The sequence below is a fragment of the Nocardia sp. 348MFTsu5.1 genome (assembly GCF_000383535.1).
In the GTDB taxonomy this organism is placed as follows: domain Bacteria; phylum Actinomycetota; class Actinomycetes; order Mycobacteriales; family Mycobacteriaceae; genus Williamsia; species Williamsia faeni.
Genome location: NZ_KB911509.1, coordinates 126,543 through 142,979 on the forward strand (window position 1 = coordinate 126,543; position 16,437 = coordinate 142,979).

Sequence of the window (16,437 nt, forward strand, 5' to 3'; positions counted from 1 at the left end):
CTTATTTCGCCCGCCACGACGGGCGATGAGACTTCGCGTGTGATCAAAATCGGATTAGCCTGACGTCATGGCCCCAGAGATACCCGAACTGCCCGCCCGGTGGACCGCACCCGGTCCGGTGATCATCGCCGGGATGACGGCCTGGCTGATCGCCGCCGTCGTCGTCGCGATCTGGGACCTCGGCACCGACAACACACTCACGATTTGTCTGGTGGGCCTTGGGGTGGGTCTGTTCGGGTGTTTTGTGGTGTATCTGCAGAAGCTTGCTGTGCGGCGAGGGAGTCCGGCGGCTCAGCAGGGCCTGGCCTGAACGTAATCCACGTCGCACCCGCCACGAAGAGGGCACCCAGGATCCACCCGGCGACGACATCGGTCATCCAGTGCGCTCCGAGATACACCCGGCTGATACCGATGCTCAGCGCGAGCAGCGGCGCGAACAGCAGAACCCACACATGCGACCGCACCCAGGGGCTCGCCTGATAGAGGGCTACCGCAACCAATCCGTACACAATGGTCGAACACATGGCATGACCCGACGGGAACGAGTGGCTCGACAGATCGATCATCCGGTCCGGCACCGGGGGCCGTTCGCGGCCGAACAGTTCCTTGAGGAAAACCATCAAGAGCGAACCCGCCGCCGAGCCGAGGCCGACGAAGAGCGCCAAACGCCACTTGCGACCGATCGCGAACGCGATGGTGACAACGGTGGCGACGACGAACAACGTCGTGGTGTTACCCAACGTGGTGATCGCCTTCATCACCGCGGTCCAGGTGTCCGTCCGGTGGTCGACCATCCAGTCCAGGACGTACTGATCCGGACCGAACGACGTTGCCTGGTCGCTGCTCTGCAACAGCTCAGCCTGCGATGACACCGGACTCTGCATCAACATGTGTCAATCCACCCTCATCACGCCACCAGGGCACCCGATGCTCGACGCTGCTGCCCCCGCGCCGCAATTCCACGACGAGCTGGGAGTGCACCCGAATGGGGCCGACGGGCAGCTCCCGATTCTGCGACAGAGCCGATCGCAGGGCCCAGGGCTGGGCATCCCACGTCGATTCCAGTCCGGCATCGACCGGTCCACCGACGAACTCCTCGGTGGCGGTCGGGATATCAAGCAGATCAGCGAGATTGGTGGCCAACGCGAACTCACCGGGCATCACCGACACGGTCAGGGCCGGATCCAGGGCCGCCACCATCCATGGCGCATCCAGCACAACCGCTTCTGTCGCCACTGTGCCGGCCAACGTGCGAAAGCCTTCGGGGGGTTCGAGGTCGTCGAGATGGACCCGGCCGTCGCGCAGTGCGCGGGCCAATTCCGTATGCGCCGACGCCGCCACCGACGGGGTGATGCTGCGGCGCGCATCTGCCAAGTGCGACAACATCATCCGCGCTTGCTCGGTGTCCTCCACCTCGGTACTGCCCAGGGCGCCGGCCACGTTGTCTGCGTGCGGGTGATCCAGTGGATCGAGCAGACCCGACGCGGCGGTGTCGCTCGGGGCCCGCCAACCGCCAAGCCGCACCCCGTCGATCACGGCGTAGTGCCGGAGCCACCAGGCCGTATAGCCGCGCCGTTCGGTGAGCAACACGGCCACGTCGGGAGATTCGGCCAGCAGGCTCAGCGCCTGCGGCCATTTGTCCGGATCGACGAGATCGAGATCGCGGACGGCGATCAAGGTCTGGGGCACGTCGACGAGCGTGTCCCACCACTGCGATTCATCGGGTAGATCATGCTCGGGACCGGTTGGATACTCTTCCCTGGTCAACGTGAAATCCCAACCGACACCGAGTGCCCGCAGGGAGGCCGCCCCGTACCGCTGCACCCATTCCGGACTGACGACACCGAACGGCGAATCATCAACCAGCACAGCAGCCAACGGACTGTCCGGCAGCAGGAGTTCGTCCGCCGGACGAAGATCGCCGTCATCCATCGTCGGCAGTGCCAGTGAGCCCAGCCAACCCGGAACCGGTGAATCCGGTGCGCCACGAAGCAAACCCAGAACGCTGCGGGCGAGTTGTTCACTCTCCGGATCGGATTCGACTTCGGACTGTAGCGCCGGATCGGCCAGCATCTCCCCGACCGAGATCCGCCGGGCGCCGAGACGCTCGAGAAGGTCGTGCACCGCGTCCGGATGAACGGTCGGCAGCCACGATGGTGCCACCGGACCGGTGGCATCATCGTCTTCACTGCCGGCATCAATTGCATCGGAGGTGTACGGCGGCAACACCGTGCCGCGAGCTCCGGGCATCGTCCGGCCGTCGACCAGCGGCACCGGCAACGCACCCAGTTCGTCGACCTGCCCCTGAGCCAGCATCGACAACTCGGCGTAAAGCTTTCCCCACCAACGTGGTTCACGCTCCAGGCCGGTGAGCCGGGCAGCGATCTCCGCAAGCCCGATCTCGGTGACCCCTACCGAGCGCAACTGGCTCAGCGCCGACCGCTCGGACAGATCCGGATGCACCAGCGTGGTGATGATCTCCCCGATCAACGCCGCCAGTCCCGGGGTCAGATCGACCAGCACCTCGGATCGCGAGGGAATCAGATCGTCCCCGTCTGCGCCGGGCAGCCATCGCCCCACACTCAGCTCCTCGATGAGAGCAGTCCGCAGCCGGTCGTCGTCGTGGCCGGCCGCGAAACCCGGTGACGGGATGAGCACGAGCCGATCCGAGGGTGACAGCGCCGCCGCAAACTCCGCGTAACCGGTTGCAAGCGTGTCTATCTCGGCATCGGGATGCAGGCCACGACGATCCGCCGTCAGCCGCACATCGCCGATGCAGATCGCCGGCACCGTGAGTTCGACGTCGGTCCGCGTGGGCGCCCGCAGCACCCCCGTCGCCACCGCGGTGACGTGCTCGCCCCGCAGCGGGAGCAACCATCGGGCATGTGGAGCCACGTATTCACGCCACTGTTGCGCTCCGATGGTGACGACATCACCGTCGCGGGTTCGCGTGAAGGTCGTCGAACCCACCGAAATCGTCTCGATGGCAGGCAATTCCAGCAGGAGCTCGACACTTTCGGTGCAGAACTCGGTGAGCATGGTCTCGGCATCGGCCGCACCGTCGAGCCTGAGCACCACCTCGGTGTCGAAGCCGGACGCAGGCGGCGCATCGATCAACCACGCCAGCCGGAGCGTCGGCACCGGATCGCCCGCCAGGTCGGTGCCGGCGAGTTGCTCCCGGGTGCGCTCCGCAGAGAACTCGATGGACCCGGTACGGGAACGGATCTGGACGTGGTCGGTGAGCGCGGCCACCGCACTGAATCCGACGCCGAACCGGCCGACCAGACCTTCACCGGACTTGCTCGACGACCGCAGTGCGGTCAGTGCTTGCACCCCGGACCGGTCGAGCGGAGCACCGGTGTTCGCGACGTGAAGGGCTTCATCGTCGATCCACACCGCCACGCGGCCTGCGGCACCGGCTTCGGTGGCCGCATCCGCGGCGTTCGCGACGAGCTCGGTCAACAGCCGATCGCGATATCCGACCCCGACAAGATCGGATTCGGCGGCGGTGTCCTCGTGCAATCGGGTGGGTGACGCCAGCCAGGACTGCAGGATCGCGTCCCGCAACCGGTCAACACCAAACGGATCCGGCACGATCCGACCGGAGTGCGCCATCACGCGCGCTCAGGAGTTCGCGTGGATTTCGACCGCGCCGTCGTCGTAGGCGTCGAACGCCGGGCTACCGGCACCTTCGGGGGCCTTCACATCCGAATGTGCACCGCAGCCGTACTCGGCGTGGACGACATGGCCGTCAGCAGAGAACTCGTTGGCGCAGACACCGAAGGCCGCGCGCAGCGAACCCACCACCGGCAGGTAGAAGGCGCACGTGAGGCAATTGTGCCGGGCACTGCGGGCCATGTCGGCGGCCGGTCCGTGGTCGCCGTCGACCCACCGCTGCGCGGCGTCGAGCCGGCCATCCCGGCTCAGCAATCGCTTGCGGCCCAGCCCGATCTCCTCGGCAACAGCGGCTTCTTCGTCGACCAGATCAAAATCACCGTTGTCGACGTATCCGGGCACCAGTCGCGGGTCATCGGCGGGTGCCGCCAGCAAATCGCCGGGATGCAGGTCGCCGGGCCGGACCCGCTGATCCCACGGCACCCAGACCGGTGCCGTCAGTGCAGACGACCCGGGCAGCAACGCCACCTCATTGATCGTGACGTCATCGCTGTCGGGGCATCCGGCCAACACCACACACCACTGCCACCCGCGATATCCGGGCACGTTGGCCGCGAAATAGTGGGTCAGCGTGTAGTCGGCCTCCGTCACCGCATCGAGGTGATCCCCGATCTCCCGATCGTCGGCGTCGATGGCATCGCGCGCCTGATCCACGGCCGAGGCCAGGAGCGACGAAACCCGCTGTTGGTCGGGCTGCGCAGCATCGGTCCCTGTTTCTGGCTGTTCAGTAACCGCGTTCACTCCTCTAGTGTGCCGTATCGCAACTCGCCCGGGGCCCGAGGGTTGGTCGGTGGTCACGACATAAGGAACAATCGGGGAAGTGAACCGAGGAAATCAACCACACGATCCTCGTGCGACCCCCTCGGACCGGGGCGGCGTTGCGCGGGGCAATGATGGTTCCCCGGGCCACGATCCCCGGCAGCGACCGCGACAGCCGCCCGGCGTGCACCCCGGATCTGCCAATTATCCGGCGGACGGTGGGCCCGCTCGCACGTCGCAGCCGACTCCTCCGCCGCGCGGACCCGGGATGCAGAAGCCACCACCCCAGAACCAGCCGCCGCGCAGCAATCCGCCACGCAGCGGTCCCCCGCCCGGGGCCTACCCGCCGCCCGGTGCGCCCGGCCGCCAGGACACCCGGCCCCAGACATCGCAGAACCGGCATCTGCCGCCACTCGATGAGACCGACTACCACCGGGACGACAACGCCCGCGCCATGCCGCGCAAGCTCACCGTCACCCGTGTTGCCGCGCTTCGCGGGCGCGAGCTGACCGCGAAGGGTCTCGGGAAGATCCATCGGGCCGCCACCGCGGACGGCGCCGATCGATCCGGACTGACCGCGCTGACATATCCGACCGTCGCCAACTTCGCGACCGACGCCGCGATGATGATCGCCTTGGCCAACACGCTGTTCTTCGCCGCGGCCAGCGCCGAATCCAAGGGCAAGGTCGGCCTGTACCTCGCGTTGACCATCGCCCCGTTTGCCATCATCGCGCCGCTGATCGGACCACTGCTCGACAGGTTGCAGCGCGGTCGCCGAATCGCGATGGCCGGCACGTTCATCGGACGGACGATTCTGGCGCTGCTCGTCATCGCCAACTCGGGGTGGGATGCCTCGTCGAGCCAACTGACCTATGACCCGTGGGTGCTGTACCCCTGTGCCCTCGGAATGTTGGTGTTGTCCAAATCCTTTGGCGTTCTGAAATCCGCGGTGACCCCTCGGGTGCTGCCACCATCCATCGATCTGCCACGAGTGAATTCCCGGTTGACCACCTTCGGCCTGGTCGGCGGCACCATCGTCGGCGGCGGTGTCGCCTTCGTCTTCGAGATCCTGCTCGGCAAATATCTGCCGATGCACGTCCCGGGCGCGATGGTGTGGATGACGATCATCACCGTCGTCGGGGCCGTCCTGTGTATGCGGATCCCGTCGTGGGTCGAGGTCACCGAGGGCGAGGTGCCCACGACGCTGACCTATCACGGCGAACCGGCCCGCACCCGGACACCACCGACCGACGACACCAAGCAGTCAACGGTCAAGGCCCTGACCGCGAGCATGCGACAACCGTTGGGCCGCAACGTCCTGGTGGGATTGTGGGGCAACGGGACCATCAGGATCCTGACCGGATTCCTGACCCTGTTCATCGCCTTCTACGCGAAGTCCCAGCAAGGCGGTGGCAGCGGCTGGGAGCAGGTCGCAATGCTCGGCGCTGTCGGCGTGGCCGCCGGTGTCGGCAACTTCGTCGGCAATGCCGCCGGAACCCGACTCGAACTCAAGAACCCCCAGCGCGTCGTTGTCATCGTCACCGGCGCGTGCGCCGGATTCTCGCTGCTCTCCGCGATCTTCGGAAACCTCCTCCTGGTCGTCATCACCGCGCTGATCGCCTCCGGGACCAGCGCGATCGGCAAGGTGTGCCTCGATTCGTCGATCCAGGATGATCTGCCCGACGAGTCCCGCGCGTCGGCATTCGGCCGCTCCGAAACCGTCTTGCAAATGGGCTGGGTTTTCGGTGCCGCACTCGGTGTTTTGATGCCGACCAATCTGACCATCGGATTCGGTGTCATCACCGTCATCCTGGCCCTCGGCTTCGCTCAGACGTTTGCCACCAATCGGGGATCGACCCTGGTCCCCGGATTCGGCGGCAAGCGACCTGACATGACGATGCCGACCGGCGCAATCCACGTCGATCCCACCGTGCGGGAGTCGTGGAACAAGAACACACGGAAAAAGGGTGCTCGCGGAGAATGAGTTTGTCGACCGGCGAAAAGAAGTTCGCCATCATCACGGCGATCGTGGCCGTTCTCTTTGTCGCCATTGTCGGTGGCACCGTCGCGGCGTTGACCGTGGATCACGAGAGCAGCGATGTCCCGTACCTTCAGGTGGCCAGCGGCAGCGAACTCGTGCGCGTCGACCCGCTCAAGTACTGCACCATCGACCTGAACAGCTGCGAAGGTTCACTCGACGATCCGTCGTCACGTGTCCCGGTGGCCGTCGGGGACAGCGCCATGGTTTCCGTCTCGGAGGAGCTCTCCGTCGGCCCGTGGAACCTGATTGCGATCTATCTGACCGAAAACGGCCTGGAGGGATCTGCGACGTCGTACTCCAGTGGATCCAAACGCACCATCACCTTGCCGTCGACCAAGGACCGGATACTGGCCGGGTTCGAGGTCCAGCAACCATCGCAGATCGAGGTTCAGGGTGAGGGATTCATCCAGCGGGGGTTGTGGAGTGTGGACACCCGTCCGGACGGCGTCGAGGTTCCCGCAACCGGGTAGGTCAGACCTACCCGGTCGGGTCACCTCAGGATTCGAGTTCGCGGGCCACGGCCCGGACAACCTCTGAAATACGTTGTGAGGTCTTGCGATCGGGGTAGCGCCCCTTGCGCAGATCCGGCTGGACCTTGCCCTCGAGCAGGGTGATCAGATCGGCGACCATTCCGTGGAGTTCGTCGGTGGTATGCCGCCGGGGCTGCTCTTTACGGGCTTCCCTGTTGTTCTTGGCAACGCTGGGCGCCGGGTCGAGAACCTTCACCGTGAGTGCCTGTGGCCCGCGGCGACCCGCGGCCATACCGAACTCGACCTTCTGGCCGGGCTTGAGCGCCTCGGTTCCAGCGGGGAGCGCTGACGAACGTACATAGACGTCTTCGCCATCATCTTGCGAGAGAAAGCCGAAGCCCTTCTCCGCGTCGTACCACTTCACCTTGCCGGTAGGCACTGTGCACACCCATCTGTTCGCGTCGACCAAAACGAAAGCGCCCGCTGTGACAGTTCGGTCCAGCAGACGCGTTCGCCAGTCTAGCGCCTCGCCCACGGCGCTGACACCGGGGCTTTTTCACGCGAAGCGGCACTGCACTACCGTTGATCACATGCGCAAAGGCGAAGGCACCCTGCTACTACGGGTCGCGGTGGGATTGTTTGCGATCGGGCTCATCGCGCTGATCGTGTTGTTCCTCGCCGAGCCGATCACCGGGGAAACCGCTCCCCTCTTCGTCTATCTGCTCACCATGTGTGCGCCTCTGGGATTTTTGTGCGGGCTGATTTTTGCCCTGCGATCAGGCCGCCGGGCCAAACGGGAAGCCGATCGATCCGGCGATGACGACACCGCCCAACTAGAGTGACGCTCGAGATGAGCCTTCATATTGACGGAACCCTGACACCCACCAGCGATGGTTCGGCCCTGCGGCGTGCCTACAGCTGTTTTCCCACCGGCGTGGTCGCCGTATGCCATCAGAACGGTGGCGACCCGATCGGCATCGCGGCGAGTTCATTTGCCACCGTGTCACTCGATCCGCCACTGGTCTCGCTGTGTGTGCAGAACGAGTCGAGCACATGGCCCAAGCTGCATTCGGCGCCCGTGCTCGGAGTGTCCGTGTTCGCACACGACCAGGAACCCGAATGCAAGCAGCTGGCCGGCCCGGCCGAGAAACGATTCGACGGACTCGACCTCGAAACCACTGACGACGGTGCACTTTTCATCGGTGGCGCGGTCGCGCAACTCGCCTGCGAGATCTACAACGAGATCCCCGCCGGCGACCACAGCCTGGTGCTCCTCAAGGTGCTGGCATTGCGCGCCGACACCGATCACGAGCCGCTGGTGTTCCACGCCAGCACCTTCCGCGCACTACAGCGTCGCGCCTGACCTTTACGCTCGGCAAACTCACCCGCGACCGACTCGGGTGACCGGCAGTGGGCAATGAAACGTAGGCTGGAGTCTGTGACAGCCATCGCACTCGGTATGCCGACCGGCCCCAAGGGTCGCCCGGAGACAATGACCGATGCCGTCATGCCCACATCCGGGCCGATGATCGACACCTTCGGACGGGCGGTGCGCGATCTTCGCGTGTCGGTGACCGACCGGTGCAACCTCCGGTGCACCTACTGCATGCCCGCCGAGGGCCTCGACTGGCTCGACAAGGCCGACGTTCTCACCGCCGGCGAGATCATCCGGCTCGTCCGGATCGCGGTCCGTGAGCTCGGTGTCCGTGCGGTGCGATTCACTGGCGGCGAACCGTTGCTGCGCAAGGACCTGACCGAGATCATCAGTGCCGTCGCAGCTTTGGATCCCCGTCCCGAGATCGCGCTGACCACCAACGGCCTCAGCCTGGCCCGCAGCGCCGAGGCTCTTGCCGACGCCGGACTCGATCGGGTCAACATCTCCCTCGACACCGTCGACGCGGCCCGCTTCGCCGCCATCACCCGGCGTGATCGCCTCCCCGATGTGCTGGCCGGCCTGGCCGCGGCTCGCGCAGCCGGTCTGTCGCCCGTCAAGGTGAACGCCGTCCTCGACCCCGAGACGGGCCTGTCCGATGCCACCGGCCTCCTGAAGTTCTGTCTGGATGAAGGCTACGAACTCCGGATCATCGAACAGATGCCGCTCGACGCCGAGCATCACTGGTCCCGGACCACGATGATCACCGCCGATCAGATCCTCGAAACGCTGCGGGCCGACTTCGATCTGCGACCCGATACCGCACCCCGAGGCGCCGCGCCTGCGCAGCGGTGGATCGTGGACGGCTACCGCACACCAGACGGCAAACCGGCCCGCGTCGGCATCATCGCCTCGGTGACGCGGCCGTTCTGCGGCGACTGCGACCGCACCCGCCTGACCGCCGACGGGCAGCTTCGCAACTGCCTGTTCGCCGCGTCAGAGACCGATATCCGAACTTTGCTACGGTCAACCGAGTATTCAGATCAGGACATCGCATTGCGCTGGCGGCAGGCGACCTGGAGCAAGCTGCCCGGTCACGGGGTCAATGAACCCGGGTTCCTCCAGCCCTCGCGGCCCATGTCGGCGATCGGGGGCTGAGCGTGGAGATCTGCGTCCGATTTTTCGCCGCGGCGCAAGCGGCCGCCGGTGTCGAGCAGATGGTGATCCACCTCACTGACAAAGCGACGCTGGCCGATCTGGAAATTGAATTGAGTCAATCGAATCCGCGATTGGCTGAAGTGTTGCAACGATGCTCATATCTGCATGAGTCGATCGCGGTCCGCGATCGGTCACGCACACTCTCCGGCGGCGACACCGTCGATGTTCTGCCGCCGTTTGCCGGCGGTTGATCCGCCGGTCACCCGACCGCATTGCTGGACATCTGACCCACTGGCACCTGTCATCCCATCGAACGATGCTGTGATGTTACTCACATAACGGTTCGATCACGGAACGGACACAGGTCGACACTCATAGCGATGAGCAGCAGAAACGCCAAATCGGGGCCAAAAGTCACTTCGGACACCCAATTGGGAGCCTCGCGGAAGTGTGTGCGCAACGCGAATTAACACGTAGCGTCTCACTCGGCCGAACTGATCGGCCAGATTGCAACTGAATATTCTCGGATCGCCGCGCCCAACCTCGTCCCGCGTTCCGAGAAACTCCAAACGTATTTCAGGGACGAGGGCGGGGGACCCAAACATCTCCTGGAGATCACTGGATTCCCGCGGTCGAAGGCGGTCAACGCCTGCGACCAACGAAATCCTTGGGGTGTAGTTCCGCACAGCGGAACCGAGCAACCTCTCGCTCGAACCCGACAGCTGACTTCGTAGGCGCGTGGAGAGAGGAAGTAACCTTATGTCCGGACGTCATCGTCAGTCGACCACCACTGGTCGCACCTTCGCCAAAATCGCTCTCACCTCTGCCGTCATCGGCGGCGGTGCCGGCCTCGCCTTTGCAGGCGGCGGCAACGCCGGAGCAGCCACCGACGCAGAGTGGGACCAGGTCGCACAGTGCGAGTCGGGTGGCAACTGGGCCATCAACACCGGCAACGGCTACCAGGGCGGCCTGCAGTTCTCCCCGAGCACTTGGACCGCCAACGGCGGCGGCGAGTTCGCCTCGAGCGCAGACCAGGCCACCAAAGAGCAGCAGATCACTGTCGCCGAGCGTGTCCTCGCCTCGCAGGGCAAGGGCGCATGGCCCAGCTGTGGAACCGGCCTGAGCGGCGCCACCCAGCGCGAGGCCCCGGCTCCGACCGCGGCTCCGAGCCTGGAGATCCCGGCCGTGCCCGAGCTCCCCAACCTGGCCGCGCAAACCGACGACGTCGTCGCTCAGATCAAGGCCGCGATCAACGATCCCGCGCTGCACGATCTGCTCGATCAGGCGAACGCACAGGGTGACCTGACCGCTGATCAGCTCGCGCTGTTCAACGAGTACAAGGGCTACCTCCCCGCTTCCTGATCCTCGATCAGGAGCCAGCAGACGAAGGACCCCACACGCGACGCAACGTCCGTGTGGGGTCCTTTTCCAATTCCTGGGCGGTCGCCGGCCGCCAACTCCCGGCCACTAGCTCACAGTGGGCGCCGGGAACAGACTCTCCGCCAGGGTGATGTCGCCATCGGCCTCGTCGACGAAGTCACCCGCGCACTGACCGGACAGTGCGCCGGATACCGCATCGATCACCCGGGTGTCGGCGGGCTCCCCCTCATGGACGAGATTCTCGATCGGCGCGAGCCGGCACTGTCCACCGTCGAGGCGTCCATCGGCCGGCTCCTCATCGCTGCGGATCGACACGTAGCCGGTGTCGCCCGGTGTGTCGTCTCCGGCGTTGAGTTCGGCGATGAACGGGGTGATCGGGCATCCGTCGAAACCGAAGCCCGGCAGTTGGACGCAGCCGCCCGGAGAGCCGTATTGAGGGGTCCCGATCGCGATGTAGGTGTCGACGATGTCGGTGCCGTCGAGCGTTTTGAGATACCGACGCGACGACAACCCGCCGTAGCTGTGGGCCACGATCGACAGGGATTCCACTTCGACGCCTTCGGTCGCCCGATCAACCGCCCTGGCGATCACAGCGGAGTCGGCGACGAGATCGAGACCGTTGACGTCAACGGCGTGTACCACGTAGCCCTCCCCTGCCAGTTGTGCTGCCATCTCGTCGAATTGATCAAGACTCGACGTTCCGGGCCCCGCCTGCTGGCCGGGTACCAACATGACGATCCGCCGGCCGGGCTCCGGAGTACCGGGTTCCGTATTCGCCGTCGCCAGAGGTACTGCGATCGGCCAGACGGCACACAGCGTCGCGGCCACCGACACGCACGCGAGGCGTCTCACCGGGACGTGGTGAGCGACTCGACGAGTTCACCGGAGCGAATCGCCAGGTTCGACAGCAAGGTGGATGTAAGGCCGTGGGTGTGCTCGGTGTTGCCCTGAAGGTAGATCGCGCCACCGACCCGATCGCTCGTCAGCACGCGGTAGTCCCGCGAGACCAGCGGCCGACCCTGATCATCGGTTTCACATTCCTGACCCAGTGGGCCGAGGAGGTCGGTGAGACGGGTCGGGCGGAATCCGGTGGCGAAGATGATTGCGTCGCAATCGATGTCGTCGATCTCCTGGCTCGGTCGATGGCTGATCCGTACCGAGACTCCCGAGTCCGTGTCGAGGATCTTGCTGACCTCGGACGCACCGCGGACGAACAGCCGGCGATTGCCGCTGACCCGCTCCTGGTACTCCCGCCGGTACAGTTCCTCGATCAAGGGGAGGTCGACCGCCGAGTAGTTGGTGCCTCGGTGGTAGTCGAGAAGTTGCTGGCGAAGGTCCGCCCCGGACCGGTGGAAGTCCGCCACCGCTTCCGCATCAAAGATGCGGTTGGCGTACGGGCTGTCGTCGGCCGGCGTGTAGCCGTACTTTCCGAAGACCGCATGGATCTCGGACCGCGGATAAGCGTCGTGCAGGTGTGCCGTGACCTCGGCGGCACTCTGTCCGGCACCGACGACAACAAACCTGTGGTGCCTTTGCTCGGGCAGCGCGCGCAGATGGTCGAGCAGTTGATGGTTGTGGAACACGCGGGTACTCGACTCGACACCGTCGGGCAGATTGGCGGTGAATCCGGCAGCGACAACAAGATTGCGTCCCCGGATGGAGGGCCGGCCCGCGACCTGCACCTCGAAGAACTCGCCGTCCCACGTCACACCGCGGGCCTCTGCACCAAAATCGACATCGGCGTCGACCTTGTCGGCCGCCCATTCCAGGTAGTCGTGGAACTCCACCCGGGCCGGGAAGAAGCTCTGGTGATTGATGAAGTGGGACAACCTGTCCCGCTGCGACAGATAGTTGAGGAACGAGTACTCGCTGCATGCGTTGCGTTGCGTGACCAGGTCTTTGAGGAATGAGATCTGCATCGTCGTGCCGGGCAACAACATTCCCCGGTGCCAGCCGAAACGGGACTGCTTCTCCACGAAGCGAGCCGCGATCTGATGCTCTGGATCCACCGACCGATTGTGTTCTTCGATCGCGATCGCCAATGCGAGGTTCGATGGACCGAAACCCACGCCCACCACGTCAACCACGTCCACAACGTCCACAACCGAACCATCGTCGATCGCCATTGTCATTCCTTCCTGGACGGGCCCGGCTTCGACCGCCACCGCGTCGAGCCACACCCCGACCACGGGCTCGGCCGCCAGATTCACAAAATCCGCACCCGGCGAGCCGGCAGTCCGCCACTTCTCGACCAGCGACATCAGGCGGATCGAATCGAGGCCGGCATCAAGCAGATTCGTATCGTCGGTCAGCTCTTCCGGTGCCACACCGAGTAGTTCGGCGATGTCCGCGACGATGTTCTCCCTGGACAACACAATGGAACCGCTCACGTCACTCCCCCTTGTTCATTTCCGTCATCGCGTTCATCGCGCAGGTTCCGGCTGTGGAGTGCGTTGTTCGTTCTTCGAGATCTTGCCCACCGAGGTGCGCGGGAACTCCGTGACGAACTCGACGACATCGGGGATCTTGTACGCGGCCAGTTCCCGTTCACGCAGAAACCGCCTGATCTCGAGCGAACTCGGCGGCGTGGCAGCGTATTCGGTCCGCAACACCACGTATGCCTTGCTCCGCTCGCCGAGATACTCGTCGGGGATACCGACCACCGACACGTCGTGCACCCAATCGTGCGCGAGCAGGTGATTCTCGACCTCTTCGGGTGCGATCTTCTCCCCGCCGCGGTTGATCTGGTCTTTGGCCCGTCCCACCACGGTGAGGTAGCCGCGCTCGTCTCGGGTCACGATGTCACCGGTGCGGTAGAAGCCGTCGGCGGTAAACGATTTCGCATTGTGTTCGGCTGCCCGGTAGTAGCCACGGATCGTGTAGGGCCCACGTGTCAGCAGGTGTCCGGCATGACCTGCCGGTAGATCGCGGTCGTTGTCATCGACGATGCGGACCTCATCGGCCTCCGAGATCGGACGCCCCTGTGTGGTGGTCACCGTGGTGGCCTCGTCGTCGAGGCGGGTGTAGTTGACCAGGCCCTCGGCCATACCGAACACCTGCTGCAGTCGGGCACCGAGGTCGGCCTCGATACGTTCGGCAGCGCTCTGACTGAACTTGGCCCCGCCCACCTGGATCGTCTGCAGACTCGACAGGTCACGCGATTGCAGCAGCGACGAGTTCATCCAGGCAAGTGCGACCGGAGGTACCACAGAGACCATCGTGACCCGATGCCGCTCGATCAGCTCAAAAGCTGTGTCCGGGCTCGGATTCGGAGCCAGCACCACGGTGGCACCGACGTGCAGCGCCCCGAGGATTCCCGGTGAACTCATCGTGAAGTTGTGCGACACCGGAAGAACCACCAGCAGCACGGTGTCGGAGGTGACGCCGCAGATCCGGTTGCTCTCGCGGACCGAGTACAGGTAGTCGTCGTGGGTACGTGGAATCAGCTTGGGACGGCCGGTGGTTCCGCCGGACAGTTGCAGGAATGCCACGTCGGAGGGCAGGGCCTCACAACGGTAGGACTCGCGGTGTTCGTCTGCGGCAACGGCGTCACCGAGCGGTAGCACCACCGTGCGCAGGCCGGCGAACTCGTTTTCCAGTTCGCCGGCCAGGCGTCCGTAGTCGAATCCGGCTGCCTTGTCGACGGTCACATATGCTGCGGCCTCGGCAAACTCGATGAAATACCGGATCTCACTGGCACGGTGAGCGGGCAGCGCGAAGATCGGCAATGCCCCGAGCGCAAACAACGCAAAGGTGGTTTCGACGAACTCGACGACGTTGGGAAAATGGACGACGACGCGATCGCCTCGCCGGATTCCCGTCGCGGACAGCACCGCTGCCTGCGCCAGCGCGTTGTCACGCAACTCGCGGTATGTGAGTGATCGCCGCTCATCGCACACGGCCACGGTGTCCGCGTTCCGGGTCGCGGAGGCTTCGAGGACGTCCCAGTGGGTTTCACCGATCCAGTACCCACGCTCGCGGTACTCCTGCACCGCGTCGGCGGGATAGGGAACGACACCGTCCAATTCGAGTGGCGCGGACTGTCTCGCGCCGAAGTCAGGCTGCCGCAGCATGTCTGAGGACCCCGATCACGTCATCGGTGGTGGTGACCACGGCACAGCGCTTGGCCACATACGACAGGGCCATCTCGTGCTCGTCCCGGGTGAAGTCCGCGGTGGCATCCGCGACGAAGAACGGTTGGATGTCGGTCATGAATGCCTCCGCCGCCGACAGCATGCAACCCATATGCGCGTAGACACCGGTGACCAACAGCTGATCGCGACCATGGTGCGACAACAGCTCACGCAGGTCGGTGCGCTGGAACGCCGAATAGCGCCACTTCGTGACCTGGATGTCGGAATCGAGCGGTGCCAACTCGGACACCACTTCGGTGTCGCGCCCGACGGTCAGACCGGGTCCCCAGAGGTCGCTCAGCAGACCGCGACGGGACGGATGCTGGTCACCGGGTTGCATGGTGAAGATCACCGGGATCTGCAGTCGCGCACACCATTGCCTGATCAGAGCGATATTCGGCATGACGGTGGACATCGGTTCCTCATCGGACCGGTAGGCGTCGATGAAGTAGTTCTGCATGTCGTGGATGAGCAGGGCCGCCCGCTCCGGCGCCAGGACCCATGGCGCGTTGTTGTCCGGAATCGCCGAAAAATTCGGCAGCTCATACGGATCAATCGCCGGAATCGCCACGTGTGACCCTCCACTTTCTTCCCCGGTAAATCAAATACTGGCCCGGGTAGTTAGCTTAGCCACAACTAACTTATTTGCAACAATTGGGCCCGGTTCGACCTACTGATCGAGCGTCGCGCCGCCGTCGACCCGCAGGTCATGCAGTGTGATGTGCTGCGCGGCGGCCGACGCCAGGAACAACGCACACCCGGCGATCTCGCTTGCGTCCGCAATCCGGCCCAGCGGTATCCCCAACCGAAAGTTCTCGGGCGAACCCGCGATCGTGGCCGCCGAGCCATCGGTGTCGTTCCACATCCCGCGGAGCATCGCAGTGTCGGTCGACCCCGGAGAGATGACGTTGCAGCGGATTCCGCGCGGCGCGAGCTCCAGACCGAGTGATCGCACAAACGCCGTCGCAGCAGCTTTGGACGCCGCGTATGCGGCCATCCCGGCGCGTGGGGTCGCTCCGGCATTGGACGAGACAACGGTGATCGACGCCGGACCCCGCAACACACGGGATGCGGCGCGTGTCACGACCATCGTCCCGGTGGCATTGACGGTGAGCACCCGATTCCATTCGGAATCAGTCAATTCCGATACCGGACCCGTGGTCAGCACGCCGGCCGTATGGACCACCGCGTCCACCTGTCCGTGGAGACGTCGCGCGTGTTCGAAGACCTCGGCAACAGCATCGGCATCGACGACATCGGCTTGCACATAAGAACTTCCGGCGCCTGACGGTGGATCGACAGGTCCCGGACCGATGTCGGTGCGCACCACATTGGCCCCGGCCTCCGTGAACGCCAGCGCCGTCGCGATTCCGATACCACCGGCGGCGCCGGTGATCACCACGGTTTTGCCACTCACGCCCGGAACAGACATACGGATCCTCTTCTCTC

Annotated in this window: 17 protein-coding genes and 1 riboswitch; of the genes, 8 read left to right on the top strand and 9 right to left on the bottom strand. The window is 64.8% G+C overall.

Annotation, left to right across the window (positions count from 1 at the left end):
* The first annotated feature begins 67 nt into the window (after positions 1-67).
* Positions 68-310, top strand: coding sequence for a DUF2530 domain-containing protein (locus H290_RS30505; RefSeq protein ID WP_081631447.1), 243 nt, complete (start codon positions 68-70; stop codon positions 308-310).
* Here the strand turns inward: H290_RS30505 and H290_RS27380 are convergent.
* From H290_RS27380 to H290_RS0100605, 3 genes are read right to left on the bottom strand one after another with little or no spacing between them, the layout of a single operon-like run.
* Positions 198-890, bottom strand: coding sequence for a phosphatase PAP2 family protein (locus tag H290_RS27380; protein WP_020104807.1), 693 nt, complete (start codon positions 888-890; stop codon positions 198-200). The genes H290_RS30505 and H290_RS27380 overlap by 113 nt on opposite strands.
* Positions 856-3,594, bottom strand: a complete 2,739-nt coding sequence (locus tag H290_RS0100600) for a sacsin N-terminal ATP-binding-like domain-containing protein (RefSeq protein WP_028462603.1) — start codon at positions 3,592-3,594, stop codon at positions 856-858. Before H290_RS0100600 ends, H290_RS27380 begins: the two co-directional genes overlap by 35 nt.
* A 30-nt stretch (positions 3,595-3,624) precedes the next feature.
* The gene (locus H290_RS0100605; protein WP_020104809.1) at positions 3,625-4,329 is read right to left on the bottom strand and encodes a DUF3027 domain-containing protein; all 705 of its coding nucleotides are present in this window, start codon (positions 4,327-4,329) and stop codon (positions 3,625-3,627) included.
* A gap of 373 nt (positions 4,330-4,702) precedes the next feature.
* On the opposite strand from H290_RS0100605, the gene H290_RS27385 reads away from it, so the two are divergent.
* Together H290_RS27385 and H290_RS27390 are read left to right on the top strand one after the other, a co-directional pair.
* On the top strand, positions 4,703-6,418 hold the full coding sequence (locus tag H290_RS27385) for an MFS transporter (RefSeq protein ID WP_020104810.1): 1,716 nt from the start codon (positions 4,703-4,705) through the stop codon (positions 6,416-6,418).
* Positions 6,415-6,945, top strand: a complete 531-nt coding sequence (locus H290_RS27390; RefSeq protein ID WP_020104811.1) for a DUF2771 family protein — start codon at positions 6,415-6,417, stop codon at positions 6,943-6,945. The genes H290_RS27385 and H290_RS27390 overlap by 4 nt, the downstream gene beginning before the upstream one ends.
* A 25-nt stretch (positions 6,946-6,970) precedes the next feature.
* Here H290_RS27390 and H290_RS0100620 read toward each other — a convergent pair whose 3' ends face one another.
* Entirely contained in the window at positions 6,971-7,384 is a 414-nt protein-coding gene (locus H290_RS0100620; RefSeq protein ID WP_020104812.1) for a cold-shock protein, read from the bottom strand.
* Between the two features lie 151 nt (positions 7,385-7,535).
* Here H290_RS0100620 and H290_RS27395 point away from each other — a divergent pair, with 151 nt between their 5' ends.
* The 5 genes from H290_RS27395 (at position 7,536) to H290_RS0100645 (ending at position 10,837) form a co-directional block, all read left to right on the top strand.
* A complete protein-coding gene (locus H290_RS27395) occupies positions 7,536-7,787 on the top strand; it encodes a hypothetical protein (protein ID WP_020104813.1) in 252 nt (83 codons plus the stop codon).
* An 8-nt stretch (positions 7,788-7,795) separates the two neighbouring features.
* Entirely contained in the window at positions 7,796-8,308 is a 513-nt protein-coding gene (locus H290_RS0100630; RefSeq protein ID WP_028462605.1) for a flavin reductase family protein, read from the top strand.
* Between the two features lie 75 nt (positions 8,309-8,383).
* Complete coding sequence (gene moaA, locus H290_RS0100635; RefSeq protein ID WP_028462606.1) at positions 8,384-9,475, top strand: GTP 3',8-cyclase MoaA; 1,092 nt, start codon at positions 8,384-8,386, stop codon at positions 9,473-9,475.
* Between the two features lie 2 nt (positions 9,476-9,477).
* The gene (locus H290_RS0100640) at positions 9,478-9,726 is read left to right on the top strand and encodes a MoaD/ThiS family protein (protein WP_020104816.1); all 249 of its coding nucleotides are present in this window, start codon (positions 9,478-9,480) and stop codon (positions 9,724-9,726) included.
* A gap of 302 nt (positions 9,727-10,028) precedes the next feature.
* Positions 10,029-10,228, top strand: a riboswitch (cyclic di-AMP (ydaO/yuaA leader).
* A 6-nt stretch (positions 10,229-10,234) separates the two neighbouring features.
* Positions 10,235-10,837, top strand: coding sequence for a transglycosylase family protein (locus H290_RS0100645; RefSeq protein WP_020104817.1), 603 nt, complete (start codon positions 10,235-10,237; stop codon positions 10,835-10,837).
* Between the two features lie 105 nt (positions 10,838-10,942).
* Here H290_RS0100645 and H290_RS27400 read toward each other — a convergent pair whose 3' ends face one another.
* The 5 genes from H290_RS27400 to H290_RS0100670 all read right to left on the bottom strand — a co-directional run bounded on the left by H290_RS27400 (position 10,943) and on the right by H290_RS0100670 (position 16,420).
* Complete coding sequence (locus tag H290_RS27400; RefSeq protein WP_155976647.1) at positions 10,943-11,707, bottom strand: triacylglycerol lipase; 765 nt, start codon at positions 11,705-11,707, stop codon at positions 10,943-10,945.
* Entirely contained in the window at positions 11,704-13,245 is a 1,542-nt protein-coding gene (locus H290_RS0100655) for a SidA/IucD/PvdA family monooxygenase (RefSeq protein ID WP_020104819.1), read from the bottom strand. Before H290_RS0100655 ends, H290_RS27400 begins: the two co-directional genes overlap by 4 nt.
* A gap of 33 nt (positions 13,246-13,278) precedes the next feature.
* A complete protein-coding gene (locus H290_RS0100660) occupies positions 13,279-14,928 on the bottom strand; it encodes a (2,3-dihydroxybenzoyl)adenylate synthase (protein ID WP_020104820.1) in 1,650 nt (549 codons plus the stop codon).
* Positions 14,912-15,559, bottom strand: coding sequence for an isochorismatase family protein (locus H290_RS0100665; RefSeq protein ID WP_020104821.1), 648 nt, complete (start codon positions 15,557-15,559; stop codon positions 14,912-14,914). Before H290_RS0100665 ends, H290_RS0100660 begins: the two co-directional genes overlap by 17 nt.
* 99 nt (positions 15,560-15,658) lie before the next feature.
* Positions 15,659-16,420: an SDR family oxidoreductase gene (locus H290_RS0100670; RefSeq protein WP_020104822.1), complete on the bottom strand. Its 762-nt coding sequence runs from the start codon at positions 16,418-16,420 to the stop codon at positions 15,659-15,661.
* Between the last annotated feature and the right edge of the window lie 17 nt (positions 16,421-16,437).